The following is a 22304-nucleotide window of genomic DNA, read 5'->3' on the forward strand; positions in this document are numbered from 1 at the left end:
ATTGTCATCCCTGATTGCCCCGCTCGCGCTGGGTCTTTCCCTGTGCCTTGCGTTCGGCGCCACGCCGTCGCGCGCCCAGCAGGCTAATCCCGCGGCGACACCGCCGGCCGCGGAAAGCGCCACGGCCAAGCTGACCATCCTTTACGCCCAGGGCACCACCGATCTGGAGGAGACCGGCGGACGCGGCGGCATGGCCCGTCTGGCTGGAGCGATCCGGCAGGAACGGAGCTCCCACCGTCATGTGCTGGCCCTGCATGGCGGCCAGACGCTGGCGCCGTCGGTGCTGGCCTTCTACGATCAGGGCGCGCACATCATCGACCTGCTGAACGGCATGACCATCGATGCGATGGCCGCGCTGAATCGCGAATTCCACCATGGCGACGACCAGCTGAGCGCCCGCGCCTTCGAGGCCGGGTTCCCGATCGTGACCACCAACACCGTCGACCGCTCGACCGGCCGCACGCCGGACGGACTGGAAGAGGCGGTGGTGCTGACCGCCGGACCCCTGCGCATCGGCGTTCTGGCCGCAACTCCCGTGCTGACTCGGGAGACCACCCGGACCCAGCGCACGGAATTCCGCGATCCCGTCGCCGCACTGGCCGCCAAGGCCGCGGCGCTGCGGGCCGAGGGGGTGGATCTGGTGGTGGCGATGACCGGCTATGCCGGCGACACCCACCGCAGCATCCTGGCCGCCCGCCCCGCCGACATCGTGCTGTACCAGGACCGCAGCCGCCCCTTCGCCGTCGACTATGACGGCCGGTTTCTGTCCGCCACCGTGGGTCCGCAGGCGGGATGGGTGCTGGCGCTCGACCTGACGGTGGAGCGGACGGCGCAGGCGGACGGCAAGACGCGGGTGACCTGGGCCCCCTCCCCCCGCCTGATCGACACCGCCGCCGTGGCGCCCGACCCCGCCGTCGACATCCAGGCCAAGGCCTATGCGGCGCGGCTGGACACCATGCTGAGGATGGAGGTGGGACGTCTCACCGGGCCGATCGACACCCGCAAGGAAGCGGTGCGCACCGGCGAGAATGCCTTCGCCAACGCAGTCGTCGACATGCTGCGCGCGGCGCTGGACGCCGATGTGGCGCTGATCAACGGCGGCGGCATCCGCGGCGACCGCAGCTATCCGGCCGGCGCCCTGCTGACCCGCCGCGACATCTATGCCGAGCTTCCCTATCACGATGTCGGCGTGGTGCTGGACGTCACCGGGCAGCAGCTGTGGGACGCGGTGGAAAGCGGCGTTTCGGCGGTGGAGCAGCTTCAGGGCCGCTTCCCGCACCTGTCCAACGCCCGCGCCGAGATCGACCTGAGCCGCCCGCCCGGCCAGAGGCTGCGCAGCCTGTCGGTCGGCGGCAAGCCGGTCGGCCTCTCCACCCATTACCGGCTGGCGACCAGCAGCTTCCTCGCGGCCGGCGGCGACGGCTATGGCATGCTGGCCGGGGCGCCGCGGCTGGTGGAGGACCGCAACACGGATTTCGTCTCCACCCAGTTGATCAGCCAGATCACCCGCGACGGGGAATTCGTTCCGCGGCTGGACGGCCGGATGACGGTGAGGCGATGATGGACGGCATGGCTTCCTCGATCGCCGAGAGCCCACCGCGGCCCGGCGCATTGATCCAACCCGGAACCCAGCCGCAGGTGCGGCCGGCGCCACAGTTCCCGCCGCCGAACCGGCCGCGCCGCTTCGGCATCGCCGTGCGCATCACGCTTGGGCTGTCGGTGATGGCCCTGCTGGTGGTGCTGATCGGCGGCGTGTCGATGTCCTCCTTCCGCCTGTTTCGGGCGGAGGTGACGGCGCTGTCGACCACCACCCTGCCGGAGGTCATCGCCAGCGCCGATCTGCATGGTTCCCTGCAGAAGCTGGTGGCGCAGCTGCCTCAGCTCGCCGCCGCCACCTCGACCCCGCAGCGCCGCTCCATCTATGACGGGCTGGTGACGGAACTGGATTCGATGCAACTCCTCGTCGCCCGCATGCGCGGGCTGATGAAGGAGAGCGGCACTGAGGACGGCGAGCGCGACGGCAATGTCCGCCTGCTGGAACAGACCCGCTCCACCCTGCTGATTCTGGCCGCCACCGTTGCCGACCTGAACGCCGAGGTCACGCGCCAGATCGACTATGGCGACCGTCAGGCCGAAGCGGCGCGGGGGTTGAGCCGGCTAGCCGCCTCCATCGAGAGCATGCCCGACACCGGCGCCTGGGCCGTCCGCATCGGCGCGCTGATGGCGCGGGCGGCGGGCGCCACGCAGCTGGACCATCTCAGCCGCCTGAAGGGCGAGGCGCGGGCGGCCGAACGCACGCTGGCTGATCTGGCGCGTCTGTCCGCCGATGCGCCGGACACGACCGGACAGATGATGTCGACCGTGCAGGAGGAGCTGTTCTCGCTGCTGGTCGCGCCGGGCGGGGTATTCCACAGCGCCATCGACCGGCTGCAGGCGCGCAACCGCGCCCAGGCCCTGACCGGTCAGGCCCGTGTGCTGGTGGAGACGGTCGAACGGTCCACCCGCACATTGTACGATTCCATTCGCGACCAGTCGGCACAACGCACCGACGCCTTGGCCGAACTGATCGCCGAGCGGTCGCGCACGGTGATGATGCTGGCCGGTGCATCGATCATCCTGGCGGTCTGCGTCTACTTCATCTTTCGGCATTTCCTGTCCTCGCGGCTGGTGGCGATGAACCGGGCGGTGCTGGCCCGGCTGTCGGCGGGCCACGCGGATGCTGGCCGGCCGCGGACCGACGGATCGGTACCGGCCAGCCCGGCGACGAAGGTTCCGGTTCCGGTGGATGGCGACGACGAGATCACCGACATCGGCGCCTCCATCCGCTATTTCATCGACGAGATCGACCGGCGCCAGCGGGCGCTGGCCGACAACGAGCGGCGGTTCCGCGATCTGGTCGAGGGATCGATCCAGGGCATCATCATCCACCGCGACTTCCACCCGCTCTATGCCAACGACAGCTTCGCCGCCATGCTGGGGCTGACGGTGGCCGAGGTGATGGCCCTGCCGTCCCTGCTGGCGCTGGTGCCGGTGGAGGAACGCAACGGGCTGATCGACAATTACGACCGGCTGCTGGACGGCGGGTCCACGCCACGCCGCCGCATCCGCGCCTGCCGTCCCGACGGCGGCAGCCTGTGGGTGGAGCTGACCGGGCGGCGGGTCGACTGGATGGACGGTCCGGCGATCCAGGCGGTGGTGGTCGACGTCACCCGCGAGGTGGAGGCGGAGAATGCGCTGCGCCAGTCGCGCGACGCCGCCGAACGCGCGCTCTGCGAACTGAAGGCGACACAGGCCAGCCTGATCCAGGCGGAAAAGATGGCCTCGCTGGGCCAGCTGGTCGCCGGCGTGGCGCATGAGGTCAACACCCCCATCGGCATCACCATCACCGGCGCCTCCCAGTTGCAGGCGCTGATCGGGGAGCTGTCGGACCGCCATGCCGCCAGCGCGCTGAAGAAGTCCGACTTCCAGCGCTTCCTCAGCGACGGCATGGAAATGGCGAACCTGATCCTGTCCAACAGCACCCGCGCCGCCAATCTGGTGCAGAGCTTCAAGCTGGTCGCCGTCGACCAGTCCAGCGACGAACGCCGCGCCTTCCTGCTGCGCGACTATATCGACGAGCTAATGCGCAGCCTGCATCCGACCTACAAGGCGCGGTCGGCCCTGACCATTTCCGTCGACTGCCCGGTCGACCTGGAATTGGACGGCTATCCGGGCGCGCTGTCGCAGATCCTGACCAACCTGATCATGAACGCGCTGATCCATGCGCTGGACCCGGAACAGCCCGGCCGCATCGCGATATCCGCCCGCCCTTGCGACGGCGACATGGTGGAGCTGTCGGTGGCCGACGACGGCAACGGCATCGCGCCGGAGGTTCTGCCGAAGATCTTCGATCCCTTCTTCACCACCCGCCGCGGCAGCGGCGGCAGCGGGCTTGGGCTGCACATCGTCTACAATCTGGTGACCGGCCGTCTGCACGGCACCATCGGGGTGGAGAGCCACCCGGGCCAGGGCACCCGCTTCACCCTGCGATTCCCCCGGGTCATCGACGCCGCCTGAGGTCGGCCCCCAGGCCGACGAACGGTCAGCGCACCGGCCCTTCGAACCAGTGGCGGCCCTGGCGGTCCTCGACCTCCACCACCCAGACGTCGGGGTCGTAGCGGGTCTGGCGGGCAATGTAGGCGTCGGCATCGGCCTCCGGTACCGGATCCGGGCCGGTGCCGCGCGCCCAGAACAGGCGGTCGCCATCGCCCTCGCGGGTCTGAACCAGCACCGTGAAGCTGCGGTCGAGCCGGTTCAGCTTCAGGATCACCGTTCCGCGGCTGGGGTCGCCCTTGCGGACCACGGTCATCGCCACCCCCTGGGCATCGGCGGCGCGGATATGGGCCGAAACCCAGAGATGCGTCGGAAGACGGTCGTCCATTACCGTATGCGGCTCCTGTTTTGAGGCTGCGGCCCCAGTTCGGCAGTGACGTCGCCCCTCGCCCTGACCGGCGCGCCGGTGTAGAGAAGAAGCCATGACGACACTCGTGGACGCTCTCAACGCCGCCGTCAACCACCACATGGCCGGTCACGCCGATGCGGCGGCCGCCGGCTACGCCCGCATCCTTGCGGCGGAGCCGGCGCAGCCCGACGCGCTGCACCTCTCCGGCGTGCTGTCGGCGCAGACCGGCAACCTCGCCGCCGCCATCCGGTCGATCGGCCGGGCCATCCACGTCCGTCCGGCGGCGGCCTCTCCCTGGGGGCATCTGGGGGCTGCCCTGCGCGCGGCCGAATTGCCGGAGCAGGCGGAGCGGGCACTCCGGCGCGCCCTGGCGCTCGACCCGGCCAATGGTGACGCACTGGAGGCGCAGGGCGCGTCGCTGCATGCGCTGGCCCGCTATGCGGAGTCCCGGCACTGGCTCGATCGGGCGGCCCGGCTGCGGCCCGGCCATGCGGAGACTCTGCTCAACCTCGGCACCGTCCTGCGCGACCTTCGCCGTTTCGACGAGGCGGACTCCTGTTTCGATGCCGTGCTGGCCCGCAACCCGGCCCGTTCCGACGCCCATCTCGCCCGTGCGGTGGGACGGCTGGTGCGCGGCGACCTGCGCGCCGGCTGGGAGGGGTTCGAGCATCGCTGGCGCCGCTTTGCCACCCCGCCCTGGGACGGACGGCCGCCGGGTGCCGCCACCATCCTGCTGCACATGGACCAGGGGTTCGGCGACGCCATGCAGTTCGTCCGCTACGCTCCGCTGGTCGCACAGATCGCCGCACGCGAAGGCGGACGGGTGATCCTGGAGACGCACCTGCTGCTCTTCCGCCTGTTCAACCGGGCCTTCGGCCAGTCGGTCCAGGTCTTGGTGCGGGGGGAGGAGCCGCCGCCGCACGACCTCCACTGCCCGCTGATGAGCCTGCCCTACGCCTTCGGCACCGATCTGGCGACCATCCCCGCCAGCGTCCCCTATCTAGCCCCGGATCCCGCCGACGTTTCCCGCTGGCGCAACCGGCTGGCGGAGCAGGACGGGGACAGGAACGACGACGGCGATCGTAGTGGCACGGCGGGCCTGCGCGTCGGACTGGTCTGGGCCGGCAACCCGCGCCACCGCAACGACCGCAACCGCTCGATCCCGGTCGCGGCACTGCGTCCGCTGCTGGCGGTGCCGGGGGTGCGGTTCGTCAGCCTGCAGACGGGCGACGCCCGCGCCGACCTGCCGCGACTGCCCGGCGAGGGGGTGCGGGACGCGGTGGAGCGGGTGCGCGACTTCGCCGACACCGCCGCCATCCTCGCCAACATCGACCTGCTGATCACGGTCGACACCGCCATGGTCCATCTGGCCGGGGCGATGGGCGTGCCGTCCTGGCTCCTTCTTCCCCATGTGCCGGACTGGCGCTGGCTGCTCGACCGCGCCGACAGCCCCTGGTACCCGTCGCTCCGGCTGTTCCGCCAGCCGCGGCCCGGCGACTGGACCACGGTGGTCGGCACCGCCGCCGCCGTGCTGAAGGCCCAGGCCCTGCGCGCCGCCAGGGCAGCAGGACGATAAGGACTGAACGATGACGGCGGGCGGCGACTTCGGCGGGAGCTTTCTGCCCGCCCGCCCCCGCCGGCACTAGGCGAAACTTTCCCACCTCCCGGCAAATTCGGGCGCCGCCGCACCGCCCGCGCAGGAAAATTAGTTATTTCAATGAGTTGACGAGACCATCGCAGTTGGCACTCCGCTTGCTAGGTAGGGCGCAGAAGACCTTTGCCCTATTCTTTCGGAGACCCCGGCCATGAGCATCTTCGGTTCGATGACAACCGCCGTTCTCGGCCTGAATGCCCAGTCGAAGGCGCTCGGACATATCTCGGACAACATCGCGAACAGCTCGACCATCGGCTACAAGCGGGTCGATTCAGCGTTCGAGACGATGGTCCTGCAGTCCAGCCAGCGCCTGCACGAGCCGGGCGGGGTCACGGCGCAGCCGGTCTTCATGAACAACATCCAGGGCGCCCTGACCCAGGTGCAGAGCCCGACCAACATCGCCATTCAGGGCCAGGGCTTCTTCAGCGTCACCAAGGTGGCGACCCAGGGATCCAGCACGCTGGTGCAGACGCAGACGGGTACGGTGTCGTCGTCGGCCGCCTTCTACACCCGCGCCGGCGACTTCGAACTGGACAAGAGCCGCTATCTGGTCAACAGCGCCGGCTACGCCCTGAACGGCTGGCTGGTCGATCCGGTGACGGGCGTCCTGCACAAGGATCAGGTGGCGCCGATCCAGGTGAACAGCCTGATCGACAAGCCGGTGGCGACCAGCACCATCGACCTGGCCGCCAACCTGCCGGCGACCCCGAAGCCCGGTGAAAAGGTCCCCGACAGCAGCATCCAGATCTTCGACAGCCAGGGCAATCCGCGCACCGTGAACTTCAAGTGGCGGCAGCAGGCGGACAGCAGCTGGCGCATGGTCCTGGACGCGCCGGGCTCCAACACCAAGCCCGTCGACGGCACCTTCACCGGCAACCCCGCCACCGTGTCCTTCGGCCAGAACATCGCCGGCCAGACGGCGGTCGCACAGGTGAACGTCATCACGATCTCCGGCAACAACACCAATGGGCAGGACAACCTGCGCATCGGCGACGTCTATTCTGTCAAGGTCAACGGCACCAACTACAGCCTGAAGATCACGGCCGACAATATCGGCTCGATCCGCACCTATTCGGGGCTGGCCGGCGCACTGGCCAACCAGATCAACTCCGCGTCCCCGGCGGCATCGGTGCTCGCCACCTCGTCCGGCCAGACGATCCGCGTGACCGCCCGCGATGCCGGCACGCCGTTCAAGCTGAACACGGAGGTGCAGTCCGGCACCCGAACCGACAACACGATCGTTACCCAGACCTCGACGGCGGCGACCGGCAGTGCCGGCGAAATCGACAAGTACCAGTTCCCGCAGACCCAGGTCGAGGTCGGCGACTCCTTCACCATCAGGGTGAACGGCCAGCCGGTCAGCTACACGGTGACGGCCGCGACCTATCAGAGCTATTCGACGGTGAGCGACGTCGTCTCTCAGTTGGCCGGCAAGATCAATCAGCAGTTTGGCTCCACCTACACGGCCTCGGCCGCAGGCAACATCCTGTCGATCCAGGCGAACACCGCTGGCGACCCTGTCAACTCCACCGCTGACGTACCTCTTAACTCCGCGCCAGCCGTCAACACGATGAGCTCGCTGCCATCGGTCGCCAGCGTGGCCGGCGTGCGCCAGAGCCGCACGGTGACCCTGACCGGCACGCCGGGCGACATCGGCACGCAGTACACGCTGAGCATCAACGGTACGGCGGTGACCTACAGCACCACCGGCGAAGAAATGACGATGGAGGACATCACCGCGGCGCTGGCGAACAAGATCAACGCCAATACCTCGCTGCCGGTGACCGCCAGCGCGCAGGGCGGCGTCATCACCGTCACCGCCAAGACTGCAGCCAGCCCGGCCTATGCCAACACGATGACTGACAACGGCGCAGGCACTATCACGTTGGGCGGATCGACGGTCGACGTTGGCGACACCTACTCAATTACGACTGATATCGGCGGCACTTCCCGCACCTTCTCGCTTGCCTTGGATAATGCAAATATCGGTCTTTACAACACACCGACCAAAGTCATGACGCGGCTCGGCGAATTGATCACAGCCGCTGGCGGGACCGTGACCCAGACAGGAGCCGCACTGACGGTCACCAGTGACGCAACCGCCACCGGAGCCTGGACAGACGCGACCCCCGCCCAGTTCACCCTCGACCAGAGCGCCGTCGCCGGCCAGACGCCGGCCCATATCGGCCTGACCTTCGGCAAGACGCCGGAGACGGTCGGCACGCTGACCAACATCTCCACCGCCCTGGTCGGCACCGGCACGTCGGTCAGCTCCGCCAACCAGTCCGCCGGTGCCGACGCCACCGTGACCTTCACGGTCGACTACGGCTTCGGCCCGCAGCAGGTCACGCTGAACCTCGGCAAGTACCAGAAGCCCGGCGGCCTGACCCAATATGCCGGCGAGGAGATCAACGTCACCCAGCTGGTTCAGAACGGCGCACCGCGCGGACAGTTCAAGGACGTGGTCTTCGGCGACAACGGCACCGTGATGGTCAACTATGACAACGGGCGGTCGAAGATGGTCGCCAAGGTGCCGATCATCACCTTCAACAACCCGAACGCCCTGCAGCGCGAATCCGGCGGCGTCTTCGTCGAGAGCGAGGAGGCCGGCAAGCCGAACTTCAACGATCCGGAGACGAACGGCGCCGGTGCGGTGGTGGCGAACAGCGTGGAAAGCTCCAACGTCGACATCGCCGACGAGTTCACCAAGATGATCGTCACCCAGCGGAGCTATTCCGCCAACGCGAAGATCGTCACCACCTCCGACGAAATGCTGCAGGAAGTGCTGGGTCTGAAGCGTTAAGCCGCGGCCCTGACCTCCTGATTTCCCGAACGTGCATCCCATCGCCCGTTTCCCTGATCGCCAGAGGGGGGCGGCGGCCATCCCGGCCACGCCCCGATCCTCCCGATCCGCGAAAGGTCCCCTGCCATGTCCCTCTTCGCAGCCTTGAACAGCGCCACGGCCGGGCTGCGCACGGTCCAGTCCAGCGTCAAGCTGGTTTCGGACAACATCGCGCAGGCCAACGATCCCACCCGCACGCGCCATACCGCCCAACAGTCGGTGGACGCCAGCGGCCAGGTCATCAGCACGACCTATCGCCGGGAAGTCGACAAGGCCCTGATGGCGCAGGTGATGGACCTGACCGCGCGCGACGGCGGATCGCAGGCGACGGCGACCTACATGCAGCAGCTGGGCGACCTGCTGCGGACGACCAACGGCACGCCTCTGCTGAACGACTATGCCGACAAGTTCCAGGCCGCGGTGAAGACGCTCGCCACCTCGCCGGAGGACGAGACCGCGCAGTACCAGCTGGTCCAGGCCGCCGACAACTTCTCGCGCGAGATCCGCCGCGTCTCCGAAGGCGTGGAACAGCTCGACCGCGACATGAAGACGGACATCACCAAGTCGGTCGAAACGGTCAACGACCTGCTGAAGCAGATCAACACGATCAACAACGACACGGTGTCGCTGCTGGGCCAGGGGTCGGCCGCCAACGCCGTCGCCGACAAGCGCGACGGCCTGATCCGCGAGCTGAGCACCTACATGCCCGTGCGCACCGTGGAGCGGCCGGACGGCCGTCTGGCGATCTTCACCCCGTCGGGTCTGGCGCTGGTCGATGCCCAGCCGGCAAATCTTTCCTATGACGGCGGCAACATCAACCTACAGGTCGGCAATCAAGTCACCTCGATCAACAACCACCTGACCGCCGGCAAGCTGGGCTCGCTGATCCAGATGCGCAAGGACGGCTCGACGACCGAGCCGCCGACGCCGGCCAGCGGCGACCCGGCGGCGGAAATCGTCCGCAAGCTGCGCTCCCAGCTGGACGAATTCGCCAAGGCCTTCACCGGCCCGACCCGGCCCGGTGAGCCGACCAGCTTCGCCGACGCCTACGACGAATCCGCCCCGGCCGCCGACGGCGAGCAGATCAACCAGTTCTTCACCGGGAACGACCGTTTCACCATCGCCGTGAACGCCAAGCTCGTGGACAACACCGCGAAGATCAAGCGGGCCGCCATCGACGACATGGTCACGGCCATCAATGCGTCCGGCCGCAACTTCAGCGCCGATGGCCTGCAGTTGAAGGACACCAGCTACAGCGCCATGGGCAGCGCCATCACCGGCACCTGGATGGCCGCGGCCAAGACCGCCAACACCGCCAGCGAGTCCAACAAGGCGTCGATGCAGCTGCTGTCCGAGCGCTACCAGTCCCAGACCGGCGTCAACATCGACGAGGAAATCGCCCAGCTGCAGCAGCTCCAGACCTCCTACCAGGCTTCGGCACGGGTCATGCAAGTGGCCAATGCAATGTTTGATGCGCTGGAGGCGGTGGTCCGATGAGCTCGATAACGGGAGTCAGCAGCTACTCGAAATATCTGAGCCTTGTCCGGAACCTGTCCGGCGGCCAGAACGACATCAACCGGCTGTCCGAACAGCTGACCACGGGCAAGAAGTCGGTCGATCTCAACGCCTATGGGCCGGAGGTGCAGAAGCTTCTGGACCTGCGGGCGGAGATGGCGAAGAAGGACAACTACATCCAGAGCATCAACACCGCGGCCCCGCGCGTGCAGGCGACGGACAAGGTTCTGACCTCCCTGGAATCGATCGTGTCGAGCTGGACCTCCAGCACGACCTTCCCCTTCCAGCCCGGCCCCGCCAGCGTCACCTCGGCGATCAACACCAATCCCGAGGGGATGAAGGTGGCGATCGATCCCGCCAAGTCGAAATTGACGGTGGGCGCCAAATACACGGTCACCGCCGTGCCCTCGCAGCAGGGCGGCAACGGCACCTTCGACGTGACGGTGACGGACGGGCTCGGCGGCAAGACCACCCGCGCCATCAACCTGGGCACCACCCCGCCCAACGACGGCAAGGGCTACAACTTCAACATCTCCGGCGGCCCGGGCGAGGGCGCCATGCTGAACCTCAGCTTCGACACGCTGAAGGCGGCGTCCAGCAGCAGCTTCAACGTCTCCTTCCCGCAGGCCGATCAGGTGAAGGACCGCGCCGAGGGCGCCATGCGCGACATCCAGGCGCTGCTGAACCAGCGCTTCGGCGACCGCTACCTGTTCGCCGGCTCGCGCTATGGCACGGAACCGGTCACCGACCTGCTGGCGACCAAGCAGACCAGCAAGATCACGCTGAACGGCGCCGTGGTGAACACCGACGATTATTTCGAGGTGACCATCAACGGCCAGACCTTCAGCCATCAGAATCTGGCGGCCAACCCGAAGTCGCTGACCTTCGTCGCCCAGGCCCTGACCGCCCAGATCAACGCCGCCAACCCGGCGCTGCCGATGACGGTTTCGACCTCCAACGGAATCATCACGCTGGTCGGCAACGATCCGGGGCAGAAGTTCGACCTGTCGGCGCGCGTCGTGAACTCCGCCACGGTGGAGAACAGCGTCGATACGCCATCCACCACCCAGGCGCCGACGGCCGCCCTGCCGCAGATCGACCGCTTCACCCTGAATGGCGCCGCGGTCGACATCGGCGACACGTTCGAATTCACGGTCGCGGTCGGCGATCCGGACGATCCCTACAACCAGAACTACTACACCCGGAACCCGACCGCGCCGCATGACCTGCCGCCATACCAGACCTACAAGGTGAGCTACACCGTCAGCGACACCGATTACGCCGCCGGCGTCAACAATGTCGGACAGGTCGCCGACAAGCTGCGCCAGCAGTTCGCCACGCTGAACCCCGCTCCGCCGGTGACCATCGACGCGGTGGGCAACGGGCCCGGTATCGCGCTGACCAGCACGGGCTTCGCCGATCCCACCAATCACCCCAACCGCACGTCGCTGTTCTCCACCTCCGCCAAGGTGACGAACGGGTCGCTGGAGAACACCATCACGGTCGGAACCCTGCCGCCGGAGCAGGACAGCCTGATCAACGTTCCCTATGCCGATCCGCCCGACCTGCCCTTCTACGACGCCGAATATCTGACCAAGGGCAAGAACGCCGAGGCGTACCGCAAGTCCCAGGTGACCATCGACGACAACCTGAACGTCACCTACGGCGTCAGCGCCGACGACAAGGCGTTCCAGACGCTGGTCAAGGCGATGCAGCTGGTGCGCACGGCGGCGGCGAACCCCGGCAAATGGACCGAGTACAGCACCCAGGCGCGCGAGATGCTGACCCAGGCCACCGATCAGATCCGGTCGATCCACGCCAAGGTCGCGTCCGACGGCGCGACGCTGGAGACCATCAAGACCTCCCACAACGAGTCCGTCGCCACCCTGACCGAGCGCATCGCCAAGATCGAGGGGATCGACCAGAACGAGGTCGCGGCACGGCTGAGCAGCGCGATGAACGTGCAGCAGGCGACCTACGCCGTCGCCGGCCAGACGCAGAAGCTGTCGCTGCTGAACTATCTCGCCTGACGGAATAGGGGCGGCCGATCCGGCCGCCCCCATTTTCTTCAGTCCTTTCAGACCTGCGGGACCGTCACTTCGAGCGGCCGGCCGACTGCACGAAGTTGTCGTAGGGCAGCTCCGCCACGCGGAACCACAGCTGCACCTCGTCCAGGAACGGCTTCCAGCTGTCGTAGACCGTCTTGAAGTCCGGATTGGTCTTGGCGATGTCGTCGTACATCTCGAAGGCGATCTTGTGGGCGGCCTCCATCAGGTCGCGCGGATAGGGACGCAGCAGCGCGCCCTTGGCGACCAGACGCTTCAGCGCCTTGGCGTTCTCCGCATCGTAACGGGCGGTCATCGCGCTGTTCGCCTCGGCGCAGGCGGCGGTCAGGATCGCCTGATAGGACTTGGGCAGCGCCTCCCATTCCTTCTGGTTGATGTAGAGCGAGACCTGCGGCCCGCCTTCCCACCAGCCCGGATAATAGTAGTACTTGGCGACCTGGACGAAGCCCAGCTTCTCGTCGTCGTAGGGGCCGACGAACTCGACGGCGTCGATGGTGCCCTTTTCCAGCGCCGGGTAGATGTCGCTGCCGGCGATCTGGGTCGGCGCGGCGCCCAGCTTGGCCATGATCTGGCCGGTGATGCCGGCGATGCGGATCTTCAGGCCGTTGAAGTCGGCAAGCGACTTGATTTCCTTGCGGTACCAGCCGCCCATCTGGGCACCGGTGTTGCCGGCCGGGAACTGAACGATGCCATGCTTGGCGAAGAAGGCGCGCATCACCTCCTGACCGCCGCCATACTGGTACCAGGCGTTCTGCTGGCGGGCGTTCGGACCGAAGGGAATCGCGGTGTCGAAGGCAAAGGTCGGATCCTTGCCGACATAGTAATAGCCGCAGGTGTGGCCACACTGGACGGTGCCGTTCTGCACGGCGTCCAGCACCTGCAGGCCGGGCACGATCTCACCGGCGGCGTGCACGCGGATCTGGAACTTGCCGTCGGTCGCTTCCGACACGCGCTTGGAGATCAGTTCGGACGTGCCGAGCAGGATGTCGGTGCTCTTCGGGAAGCTCGACGCCAGACGCCACTGGATGGTCGGCTGGGTCTGCGCGATGGCCGGGGCCGCGAGGGTCGAGGCGGCAACGGTCGAAACGGCACCGACACCGGCCTTGGTGAGAAACGCTCTTCTTTCCACTCCCGCTACTCCGCAAGATTATTGCTATTGCTGACAATTTCCGTGACCCGCGGTGAATCAGGGAATTACAGCGGCTTAGGCGAGAGTGTAACAAATCATCCGAAGCGGCGCCCTGCATCGCATAAATGTGCATGCCTGCCTTTCGAGGGTATCGGCGACACCCCCGAACCGCGTATGCGGCCAAGTGAGGACGGCAGGATCAGGACGGCAGGCGCAGACGCCCCAGGTAGACCGACAGCGGCGGCATCACCAGCGTCCGGCCGTCGGCCGTCGGCTCCGGCGGCAGGGCGCCCGGCGCACGCGGCACCGGCAGGGCTTCCGGTTCGCCGCGCCCGCGAAGGGCGAATTCGGCCGGGCGGTCGGCCATGTTGAAGACCGCGAGCAGACGCTCCTCCCCGAAGACGCGCTCGAAGGACAGCACGTCGCCATGCTCCTCCACCGCCGCCACCGCACCGGAGCGCAGCGCCTCCAGGTCACGGCGCAGGGAGAGCGCGGCACGCCACACCGCCAGCCGGCTGCCGGCGGTCCGTTCCTGCCGGTCGACCGCCAGCTCCAGATGGGCGTCCGGCACCGGCAGCCAGGGTTCGCCGATGGTGAAGGCGGCGTTGGGCTCGTCGGCGCGCCAGGGCATCGGGGTGCGGCTGCCGTCGCGTCCCTGGAAATCGGGCCAGTAGGTGATCCCGAAGGGATCGCGCAGCTGATGCTGTTCCAACATCGCGTTGGGAAGGCCCAGTTCCTCGCCCTGGTACAGGCAGACGGTGCCGGGCAGTGACGCCGCCAGCATCGCCAACAGTGCGTTGAAGGATTGCGGGTCGGCGCCGGCCGGCAGCCAGCGGCTGGCGGCGCGCTCCACATCGTGGTTGGAAAGGCTCCAGCAGATCGACTCCGGCCGCGGCACCGCGGTCAGGGCCTGGGCGAAGCCCTTGGCGCTGAAGGGCTGCTTGGCCAGCGACAGGCTGTAGGCGGCGTGAAGCCCCTGCGGCGAGCAGTAGGCCGCGATACGCTGGCTGGCGCCGGGCTGGCTTGACAATTCGCCCAGCAGGACCCGGCCGGGATAGCGCTCCACCGTCTCACGCAGGCGGGCCAGGATGCCGCCGATGGCCGGATGCATCATGTCATGGACATGCTGCTGCAGGGCGAAGGGCTTCAACGGCGGTTGTGGCTCGCGCCAGAGAGCGGCGGGGTTCGAGCGCAGCTGCGGGTCGTGGGCGAAGAAATCGACGGCATCGATGCGGAAGCCGTCGACGCCGCGCTCCATCCAGAATTCCGCCGTCTCGCACAGGGCGTCCATCACCGCGGGGTGGTGCAGGTTCAGCGCCGGCTGGCTGGACAGGAAATGGTGCAGGTAATATTGCCGCCGCCGCGGTTCCCAGGTCCAGGCCGCTCCGCCGAACACCGACAGCCAGTTGTTGGGCGCGGTGCCGTCGGGCTTGGCGTCGGCCCAGACATACCAGTCGGCCATCTCGCCCTCACGCGACCGCCGGCTGTCCACGAACCAGGGATGGGCGTTGGAGGTGTGGCCGCAGACCAGATCGACCAGCACCTTCAGCCCCAGCCCATGGGCGCGCTCGATCAACCGGTCGAAGACGGTAAGGTTGCCCATGCGGGGATCGACCGCGCGATGGTCGGCGACGTCATAGCCGAAGTCGGTGCGCGGCGACGGGTAGAAGGGGCTGATCCACACCCCGTCCACACCCAGCGACGCCACATGGTCCAGCCCCTCGATCACGCCGTCGAGGTCGCCCCAGCCGTCGCCGCCGCGGTCGCGGAAGCTGAGCGGATAGATCTGGTACAGCGCCGCCCCGTTCAGCCAGGAGATGTTCGGGCCGGACGACTGGGACAGGGTGATGGAGTTGGTCAAGGCAGCAGGCTCCGCGCCGGGGTTGGCGATTCCGGCGCAGCGCTGCCGGTTCACCACCCAAGCTTCCCCCGCCATGGCTAACGAAAGGTTAGCGGCCGAACGTGGTCACAGGCCTTCCCCTTTCGCACAGGTCGGCTAGATGGACAGGATCTTGCGGCCGGGTGCCTGGAGACTTGGCCGCTCCGCCACGCTGCGGCTATACCAGCGCTCACCAAGAGGGAGCGGGAATGCAGCGCGGCAGCGGGATGGCGGCGGCCAAGATGGGGACGGCCGACTCGGAGCGGCGGCTCGGCCGCTTCCGGCTGCGCGAGTTGATCGGCCGGGACGGCGAGGCCCGGCTGCACCGCGCGCTGGATGCGAATGGGCAGGCGGTGGCGCTGTGGACCATCCCGCTGGCGCGGCTGTGTGCCGATGCCATGTCGCTGGAGCGGTTCCGCCGCACCGCCGGCGCCACCGCCCAACTGTCCCATCCCGCCATTCCCGCGATCCTGGCCTCCGGCGAGCATGCCGGCACCGCCTTCGTCGCCACCGCGCTGGTCGAGGGGCCGACGCTGGCCGACCGGCTCGCCGATGGCGCCTTGAGTTTGGACGACAGCGTCGCAACGCTCGACCGCGTGCTGGGCGCGCTGGATGCCGCGCACCGGGCCGGAATCGTCCATGGTGCGCTTGGGGCGGAGACCATCCGCCACAGCGGAAGCACCGCCATGGTCACCGGGTTCGGACGGACGGCGCTGACCGCGGCGCAAGCGAGCCGCAGCGACGATCTTGCCGCCGCCGCCCGGTTGATCGAGCGGCTGCTGTCCGGCCATAACGGTCACCCGGCGGTGGCGTCGCTGCTGGAGCGGGTTCGGGTGAGCGGTGGCGACGCCTTCCCGGATGCCGCATCGCTTCGGCATGCGGTCGCCGCCCTGACCGGAACGCCCCTCCCCGCTTCAGAGGCGACACCGCAGCGCGCGCGCCGGTGGCCGCTGTGGCTTGGCGGAATGACGCTGGCGGGAGGGCTGGCGGCAGGCGCGGTGCTGATGAACCGGCCGATGCCGACCATGCCCTCGGCCCTTTCCTCACAGCCCGCGACCGCGACAACCGCTCCAGCCACTGCGCCGGCTGCAGCGGTCTCGTCTCCCCCGGAGCCCGCTTCCGCGCCCGAAGTGCCGGTTGCGCCGCGACGACCTCCGGTTGCGGCGGTGACCCAGGCGTTGCGGGCGATTCCTTGCGCGCTGGTGGCGGTGGAGGAAGCCGGCGGACGGCTGCTCGTTTCGGGGACGGCAATGGGGGCACAGGCGGAGACCGCGGTGCGCGAGGCGGTGGAAGCGGCGGCAGGCGGCTGGGAGCATGGCTTCGACCTCGCCACCGCCGATGCACAGTTCTGCGGGCCGCTCGCCAGCGTCGCCGCGGCGCTGGACGCCAACCGGGGATTGGCGGAACCGCTGACGGCCAGTTTGGCAACAGCGGAGGCGGCAACAGCGGAGGGAAGCGGGCCGCAACTGAATGCGGGCGATCCGCTGATCCTGGAGATCGGGGCCCCGGCGCGGCCGGTACGGATACAGTCCGATTACTTTACGGTCGACGGCATCGTCATCCATCTGCTGCCCAACCCTTCGGACAGCGGCACGACGTTGGCGGCGGGGGCATCGCGGCGGCTGGGCGACCGGGACGACGGCGGGCGTTACTGGACCATCGGCCCGCCCTATGGCACCGAACTGCTGCTGACCATCGCCACGGCGGAGCCCCTGTTCCCAACCCCGCGGCCGGAGCAGGAATCGGCGGCCGACTATCTGGCCGCGCTGGTGGAAGCGCTGGCGACCTTGCCGGACGACGCGCCGGCTCCGCTGGCCGCCGCCCGTTTCATCACCACCGGCCCCTGATCTCCCCCCTCAGCATGCCCGTCAGGCGCTGGCGGTGAAGCGCCCGACCACCACCGTCACATTGTCCTGGCCGCCGGCCGTGTTGGCGGCATCGACCAGGGCGGCGGCGGCGCGGGCCGGGTCGCGCTCCTCCGTCAGGATGCGGGCGATGGCGCTGTCCGTGACCATGCCGTTCAAGCCGTCGGAACAGATCATGACGACATCGTCGGGAAGCAAGGAGTGGACGGCCACCTCCGGCTCCACATCCTCGCCGGTGCCGAGCGCCCGCACGATGATGTTCCGCTGCGGCGGCGTTCCGCGCCCGCCATTGTCGAGCCAGATCTGGTACAGGCTGTGGTCGCGGGTCAGCGTGCGCAGGTCCCCGTCGCGCAGGCGGTAGACCCGGCTGTCGCCGGCATGGAAGGTCACCATCTGGGCCGTGCCCGGAACCCGCCAGAGGCCGGCGACCGTCGTGCCCATGCCCCGCCCCTGGGCGAAGCCGCGGGCGAGATTCAGGTCGTGGATCGCCCGGTTGGCCTTCTGCACGGCCGACCGCGCGACCGACAGCGCGCGGCCCACCGCCGGCTCCGTCGCCGACGGGTCGGTCTGGGTCCGGTCGATGTCGTCGCGGTCGACCACGGTGATCGGCTCCGACGGCGCGGAATCCTTCAGGAAGCCGGAAATCTCCTCCACCGCCTTGCGGCTGGCGATGTCGCCGCCGGCGTGGCCGCCCATCCCGTCGCAGACGATCGCGAATTCACCGTTCGTATCGACGTGGAAATCGTCCTCGTTGCGGGACCGGGTACGCCCGACGTCGGTCAGCCCGGCGGCGGTCAGGACAAAGGCGGTGTTGGACATGCAGGCGGCGGCTCCCGTCTCGCGAACGTCTGGATCCATGGAGGCTGGACCGATTTTCTTGGACCGGCTCCATCGGGACCGGAGCCTCGGTCTTTCGCCCGATAATGGCGCAAGCCTATGAAAAGATACAGCGGGGATTGCCGGCAGTGGACGATTGCGCCGGGAGATAGTCCGCTTGTGGAACTTGTGCGGCCGAACAGCCGGTTTTCCCCGGACTTGTCATACCGGACTTGCCGGTCTGGTTTTGAAGGGTGGATGTGGTAGTGTGACGCAAGACACCCGTCGTACGGAGGATGGCCCGCCATGGTCGGCAGCATCGGCATCGCGCTCAGCGGCTTGACCGCACAGACGCGCCGGCTCGACGCATCAGCCTCCAATGTGGCCAATGTCCGCTCCACCGGCACCATGCCGGCGGCGGACGGTATGACGTCGAACGGCACGGCGGGAGACCGGCGCGCGGCCTACCAGCTGCTGGCGGTGGCCCAGACCGATGCCAACCCGGGCACGCGGGCGACCTTCACACCGATCACTCCGGCCTATCTGCAGGAATACGCGCCGGACGACAGCGCCGCCAATGCCGACGGCATGGTCGCCGCACCGAACGTCGATCTGGCGAAGGAGCGCGTCAATCAGATGGCGGCCAACCGGGCCTATGGCGCCAACATCGCCGTGGTCCGGACACAGGACGAGATGCTGACGTCCCTGCTGAACGCGAAAGTTTGAGGACCGGAATCCGCCTGTCCCGACCGTATCGATCAGACGGTGATGTTCAGGCGGTGATGTTCAGGCTCTGCCCGCGCGTCGGCGTCACGTTGCCGCCGCCGCTCCCGCCCTCCACGAGTGCCGCGACTGCCGCCTGCTGCTGCTCGGCATTCTGGTTCAGCGCCTTGACGCCGAAATCGATCTGGCCCTGCGCCTGCTTCAAGGCGATTGCCGCACCGGCGGTCGAGGAGGCGATGTCCATGCCCATGACGGAACCCTTGGGAGAGGAAGCTCTCAGATCACCACATTGACCCGCGCGGCGGATGTGCCGGTGGAAACGGCAGTGGTCGTCGCCGACTGTGACACAGACGCCGCCGCGGCGGAAGCATCAACACCGCCCGCCGAACCGGCAGCACCGCTGAGCCATCTGCCGCTGCCGATCGAGCTGCCGGCGGTCCCAGGGCCGGAAGCAGCCGCCCCGGCCGCCGCATTGCGGCCGTAGGCCGCCGACCCGGCACCGTCGGCCCGGCCATTCTCCGGACCACCGCCCTGCGATCCGCCGCCTTGAGCCCCGCCAACCGTCAGTTTCAGCAGGGCGGCGCGTTCCGCGTTCTTTTCCTGCTGCTGGGCTTCCTTGTACTGCTTCAAGGCCGCTTCGGTCGGGATCTGCGAGACGGTCTTTCCATTCGCCGGATCGCGGTACAGCATCACCAGACGCGAGGCATCGGTGTCGTAGCTGTAGGCGATGGTCGGGAAACGGTTGACGAGAGGTTCCGCCTCCTCCGCACCGGTGTTCCTGCCGGTGGTGGTGGCCGGAATCCGGGTGCCTGCCCCACCATCGACGGCATCGCTGCCGCGGGGCGTCATGAAAGCGATCGGCCGTGAGGCCGTCGATGTGGCGGATGCCACGTTCATGACCGGCTTACCCGAATCTGTGATAATCGGACATTAAATTACCGTAATACCGGCACGCCGTAAAGGCTTTCTTTACTCTTATTTGAGTTTGCGAAACTAACCCGTATGGCGAAAGGGGAATACTCGATACGGGAGTATTCCTGCCTGAATCCGGGGCTGCCGTTGCGCGGACTTGCGGCCATGCCGTCGGGCGTCCTAAAGCGTTGCCCCATGGCCACGATCCTCGAAGCCCTGACACTCGCGCTCGACCTGCACCTCGCCGGCCGCTTCGGCGAAGCACAGGAGCTGTATGCCCGCATCCTCGACGCCGAGCCGGATCAGCCCGACGCGCTGCATTACCTGGGTGTCCTGGCCGGGCAGATCGGCCATGGCGACTTCGGCCTGACCCTGATCGACAAGGCCATCGCCCTGCGGCCGGAGGCGGCCGACATCCGCGCGAACCGGGCGAACCTGCTGCGCGGCCTGAACCGGCTGGACGAGGCGGAGGCCGGCTATCGCCGCGCGCTGGCGCTGCGCCCGGACTTTGCGGAGGCCTGGACCGACCGCGCTTTCGCCCGCCATGGCCGCGGCGATACCGGCGCCGTCGATGTCGCGGCGGACCTGCTGGAACGCGCCCTGCGGATCGAGCCGTCGCTGGATCCGGCACGGGAGAAGCTGGTCGCCCTGCTGCACGCTCGCGGACGGCTGCGGCTGGAGACCGGACAGGTGATGCCGGCCCTGGTCGATCTGATCCGCGCGGCATCCCTGGAACCGCAGGACGTCGACATCGCCTTCCTGCTGGGCAACGCCCTGTTCGCGGCGGGGCTCCGGGCGGATTCGGTGATCGCCTTCCGCAACGCCCTGGCGCTGGTGCCCGATTTCCTGTCGGCGGCGTTGAACCTGGGCATCGCACTGGCCGCCACCAACCGCCCCGACGACGCCCTGGTGCCGTTGCGGCACGCCGTACGCATCGATCCGGCCCATCCCGCCGCACGCGACACGCTGGCCCTGGCGCTGCGGTCGCTTGGACGCGCCGCAGAGGCCGACGCCCTGACGATGCCCACCGCGGAGCCGGCGCCGATGCCCAGGCCGGCCGGCAAGCGACCCTCTCCCCGCCGGTCGCGGAAGATCTGAGCGGCGACGCTACACGGCCGGCCGTATGGCCAGAACCACCAGCCCCATCACCGGCTCCCCGCTTTCGAAACGCAATCGCTCATGGTCGCAGCGCAGCACCTCCAGCCCCGCCCCCGCCAGCGCGCCGCGCACATAGGCTTCGGCATGGGCATAGCGCCCGTGGGTGGCGACGCGGTACGGACGTCCGTCATCCGCCGCCAGTTCCTCGACCGTGAAGGCCAGCCGGCCGCCGGGGCGCAGCGCCGCGCGGGCCGCCGCGAATGCCTCGTCCAGCACACCGAAATAGCAGAACACGTCGGCCGCCATCACCAGGTCGAAGGCTCCCGGCGCAGCGGCAAGAAAGCCGACCAGCTCCGCCGCGTGCAGCTCGTCGTAGAGGCCGCGGGCACGGGCGCGCTCCAGCATGCCGTCCGACAGATCGACACCGATCAGCCGCCGGGCGAGTGGCCGCAGCGAGGCCGCGCACAGCCCGGTGCCGCAGCCGGCATCCAGCACGTCCAGACTGCCATCCACCCTCTCGCCCGCCAGCAGCCCGGCCAGCAGGGCGGGCGCGCGGTAGTCCAGCTCCGCCAGCTTGCGGTCGAACTCCTCCGCGAACAGATCGAAGGTCTGGCGCACATAGTCGTCGGGCGCCCGCTGGTCGGCCTCCTCGCCGGCGATGGCGGCGCCGATATGGCGGGCCAGCGGGTTGCAGGGGTGGTCGCGCCGCCAGCGCCGGGCAAGCTCCGCCGCTTCCTCCGTACCGCCCTGTTCGTGCAGCAGGTAGAGCACCGCGCCGAAATTGTCGTGGGCGTCCGCCCAGTCCGGCCGCAGCGCCAGCGCCAGCCGGTAGCACGCCGCCGCCTCGCCGAAGCGGTCGAGGTCGCGCCACAGGTTGCCGCGGTTGTTCCACGCCTCCGCGTGGTCCGGCCGCAGGGCCAATGCCTGCTTGAACGCGTCCTCCGCCTCCGTCCGCCGTTCGGCCTGCCGCAGGACGGAGCCGAGATTGTAGTGGGCCATCCCCTCGTCCAGGCCATGCGCGATGGCGGCGCGGTAGGCGGCGGCGGCCTCGTCGAGCCGACCCAGCGCGCGCAGGGCATTGCCGTGGTTGTTGTGGGTTCCGGCCAGCGTCGGGTCGGCGGCGAGCGCGCGGGCGTAGAGCGGCTCCGCCCCCGCCGGATCGCAGGCGGCGGCCAGCGCATCGGCCTGCCGGCTGAGCCGGACCGCCGCCGGCAGTGCGCCCGCCCGCAGACTCGTCCTCAGACCGCCGCGCAAGGACAAGCGTGACCCGGCCATTGCGTCTTCCCCCGCCTTAAAACGTCGTCGATATCAATGGCATCTTTACCGTGATCCACCGATGATGGCACTCCCTTTGAGGGGCAGGC

16 protein-coding genes are annotated in these 22304 nt (G+C 68.4%); 9 read left to right on the forward strand and 7 right to left on the reverse strand.

Annotated features, from left to right (window positions below; genetic code table 11):
- Position 1 precedes the first annotated feature (1 nt).
- Both FZ983_RS29525 and FZ983_RS29530 read left to right on the forward strand, forming a co-directional pair.
- Positions 2–1561 (forward strand): 5'-nucleotidase C-terminal domain-containing protein, encoded by a 1560-nt coding sequence (locus FZ983_RS29525; RefSeq protein WP_247884032.1) that lies wholly within the window; start codon positions 2–4, stop codon positions 1559–1561.
- An 8-nt stretch (positions 1562–1569) separates the two neighbouring features.
- Positions 1570–4056: a PAS domain-containing sensor histidine kinase gene (locus tag FZ983_RS29530; protein WP_247884033.1), complete on the forward strand. Its 2487-nt coding sequence runs from the start codon at positions 1570–1572 to the stop codon at positions 4054–4056.
- Positions 4057–4081: 25 nt separating this feature from the next.
- Here FZ983_RS29530 and FZ983_RS29535 read toward each other — a convergent pair whose 3' ends face one another.
- Positions 4082–4420 carry a DUF1491 family protein gene (locus tag FZ983_RS29535; protein ID WP_149228134.1) on the reverse strand — a complete coding sequence of 113 codons (339 nt, stop codon included), beginning with the start codon at positions 4418–4420 and terminating at the stop codon, positions 4082–4084.
- 94 nt (positions 4421–4514) lie between these two features.
- Between FZ983_RS29535 and FZ983_RS29540 the strand changes: the two genes are divergently transcribed.
- The 4 genes from FZ983_RS29540 (at position 4515) to FZ983_RS29555 (ending at position 12482) form a co-directional block, all read left to right on the forward strand.
- Positions 4515–6017 carry a tetratricopeptide repeat protein gene (locus FZ983_RS29540; RefSeq protein ID WP_149228135.1) on the forward strand — a complete coding sequence of 501 codons (1503 nt, stop codon included), beginning with the start codon at positions 4515–4517 and terminating at the stop codon, positions 6015–6017.
- A 229-nt stretch (positions 6018–6246) separates the two neighbouring features.
- A complete protein-coding gene (locus tag FZ983_RS29545; protein WP_149228136.1) occupies positions 6247–8898 on the forward strand; it encodes a flagellar hook-basal body complex protein in 2652 nt (883 codons plus the stop codon).
- Between the two features lie 126 nt (positions 8899–9024).
- On the forward strand, positions 9025–10434 hold the full coding sequence (flgK, locus tag FZ983_RS29550; protein ID WP_149228137.1) for a flagellar hook-associated protein FlgK: 1410 nt from the start codon (positions 9025–9027) through the stop codon (positions 10432–10434).
- Positions 10431–12482: a hypothetical protein gene (locus FZ983_RS29555; protein ID WP_149228138.1), complete on the forward strand. Its 2052-nt coding sequence runs from the start codon at positions 10431–10433 to the stop codon at positions 12480–12482. Before flgK ends, FZ983_RS29555 begins: the two co-directional genes overlap by 4 nt.
- 64 nt (positions 12483–12546) lie before the next feature.
- Here the strand turns inward: FZ983_RS29555 and FZ983_RS29560 are convergent, their stop codons facing one another.
- Together FZ983_RS29560 and FZ983_RS29565 are read right to left on the reverse strand one after the other, a co-directional pair.
- Positions 12547–13647 (reverse strand): TRAP transporter substrate-binding protein, encoded by a 1101-nt coding sequence (locus FZ983_RS29560; protein ID WP_149228139.1) that lies wholly within the window; start codon positions 13645–13647, stop codon positions 12547–12549.
- Positions 13648–13846: 199 nt separating this feature from the next.
- Positions 13847–15508 (reverse strand): alpha-amylase family glycosyl hydrolase, encoded by a 1662-nt coding sequence (locus FZ983_RS29565; protein WP_247884034.1) that lies wholly within the window; start codon positions 15506–15508, stop codon positions 13847–13849.
- Between the two features lie 227 nt (positions 15509–15735).
- Here FZ983_RS29565 and FZ983_RS29570 point away from each other — a divergent pair, with 227 nt between their 5' ends.
- Positions 15736–17373: a serine/threonine protein kinase gene (locus FZ983_RS29570; RefSeq protein ID WP_149228141.1), complete on the forward strand. Its 1638-nt coding sequence runs from the start codon at positions 15736–15738 to the stop codon at positions 17371–17373.
- A gap of 21 nt (positions 17374–17394) precedes the next feature.
- Here FZ983_RS29570 and FZ983_RS29575 read toward each other — a convergent pair whose 3' ends face one another.
- Positions 17395–18249 (reverse strand): protein phosphatase 2C domain-containing protein, encoded by an 855-nt coding sequence (locus FZ983_RS29575; protein ID WP_247884035.1) that lies wholly within the window; start codon positions 18247–18249, stop codon positions 17395–17397.
- A 264-nt stretch (positions 18250–18513) separates the two neighbouring features.
- Between FZ983_RS29575 and FZ983_RS29580 the strand changes: the two genes are divergently transcribed.
- Complete coding sequence (locus FZ983_RS29580; RefSeq protein ID WP_149228142.1) at positions 18514–18933, forward strand: flagellar basal body rod C-terminal domain-containing protein; 420 nt, start codon at positions 18514–18516, stop codon at positions 18931–18933.
- Positions 18934–18979: 46 nt separating this feature from the next.
- Here the strand turns inward: FZ983_RS29580 and FZ983_RS29585 are convergent, their stop codons facing one another.
- Entirely contained in the window at positions 18980–19180 is a 201-nt protein-coding gene (locus FZ983_RS29585; protein ID WP_149228143.1) for a hypothetical protein, read from the reverse strand.
- A gap of 26 nt (positions 19181–19206) precedes the next feature.
- The gene (locus FZ983_RS29590; protein WP_149228144.1) at positions 19207–19779 is read right to left on the reverse strand and encodes a hypothetical protein; all 573 of its coding nucleotides are present in this window, start codon (positions 19777–19779) and stop codon (positions 19207–19209) included.
- Between the two features lie 258 nt (positions 19780–20037).
- On the opposite strand from FZ983_RS29590, the gene FZ983_RS29595 reads away from it, so the two are divergent.
- The gene (locus tag FZ983_RS29595) at positions 20038–20940 is read left to right on the forward strand and encodes a tetratricopeptide repeat protein (protein ID WP_149228145.1); all 903 of its coding nucleotides are present in this window, start codon (positions 20038–20040) and stop codon (positions 20938–20940) included.
- Positions 20941–20949: 9 nt separating this feature from the next.
- On the opposite strand, the gene FZ983_RS29600 is transcribed toward FZ983_RS29595, so the two are convergent.
- Entirely contained in the window at positions 20950–22215 is a 1266-nt protein-coding gene (locus tag FZ983_RS29600) for a tetratricopeptide repeat protein (protein ID WP_149228146.1), read from the reverse strand.
- Between the last annotated feature and the right edge of the window lie 89 nt (positions 22216–22304).

The sequence above is a fragment of the Azospirillum sp. B21 genome (assembly GCF_008364825.1).
GTDB lineage: Bacteria > Pseudomonadota > Alphaproteobacteria > Azospirillales > Azospirillaceae > Azospirillum.